Genomic DNA, 1,062 nt, shown 5'->3' with positions numbered 1-1,062 from the left:
ATGGATTTCAGTCGTGTGCTCGTCCGATCTCGTGCACCCCCGCTCACCGTCCCCTCCTGGTTACGGGCCCAACCAGGAGGGCGTGTCCGCCTGACAGGCAGCTGATCTGCGGTGCCGGTGCCGTGCCGGTGTCGTGTCGGAGCGCTGTCGGGGGCTGTCGGTGGGATGCCGGTGGTTCGTCAGCGGAGGTTGGCACCTTTCCGGAGACGGCCGGCCGGAGCTCACCGGGCGGCCCGATCCCGAAGGAGTCACCATGCACACCCCAGTCACGATCATCGGCGCCGGACTCGGCGGGCTCACGCTGGCCCGCGTCCTGCACCTCCACGGCATCCCGGTCACGGTCTACGAGGCCGATTCCTCCCCGACGGAGCGCACGCAGGGCGGGATGCTCGACATCCACGACTACAACGGGCAGCTCGCCCTCGAAACGGCCGGCCTGATGGAGGAGTTCCGCGCCATCGTCCTGGAGGGCCGTCAGGCGATGCGGGTCCTCGACCGGGACGGGACCGTCCTGTTCGAAGAGACCGACGACGGCACGGGCGGACGCCCCGAGGCGATGCGCGGCGAGCTGCGAGGCATCCTGCTCGAATCGCTCCCGGCCGGCACCGTTCGGTGGGGGCACAGGGTCAGCGACGCCCGCGCCCTCGGGAACGGCCGCCACGAGGTGACCTTCGCCGACGGCACCACCCTCGTGACGGGTCTGCTGGTCGGCGCGGACGGCGCGTGGTCACGGGTTCGGCCGCTGCTCTCCACCGCCACACCGCAGTACGTCGGCACCTCGTTCGTCGAGACCTACCTGTTCGACGCCGACACCCGGCACACCGCCGCCGCGAAAGCGGTCGGCGGCGGGTCGATGATCGCGCCCACGCCGGGCAAGGAGATCTTCGCCCACCGGGAGAGCGGCGACACCCTGCACACCTACGTGGCGCTGTCCAAGCCGCAGGAATGGTTCGCCGCGATCGACTTCACCGATGCCGCCACGGCCACCGCGCGGATCGCGGCGGAGTTCGACGGCTGGGCACCGGAACTCAGCGCGCTGATCACCGGCAGCGACACCGCGCC

Annotated in this window: 1 protein-coding gene; it reads left to right on the top strand. The window is 71.0% G+C overall.

Annotated elements, in window-relative coordinates:
* Nucleotides 1-253 precede the first annotated feature (253 nt).
* A partial coding sequence (locus ABZ641_RS39145; protein WP_359989499.1) for an FAD-dependent monooxygenase occupies nt 254-1,062 on the top strand: 809 nt, incomplete at its 3' end.

It is taken from the genome of Kitasatospora sp. NPDC007106, from assembly GCF_040634455.1.
GTDB classification, from domain to species: domain Bacteria; phylum Actinomycetota; class Actinomycetes; order Streptomycetales; family Streptomycetaceae; genus Kitasatospora; species Kitasatospora arboriphila.
The sequence above is the reverse complement of the archived record's forward strand: the minus strand, read 5'-3'. Positions and strand labels throughout refer to the sequence as shown.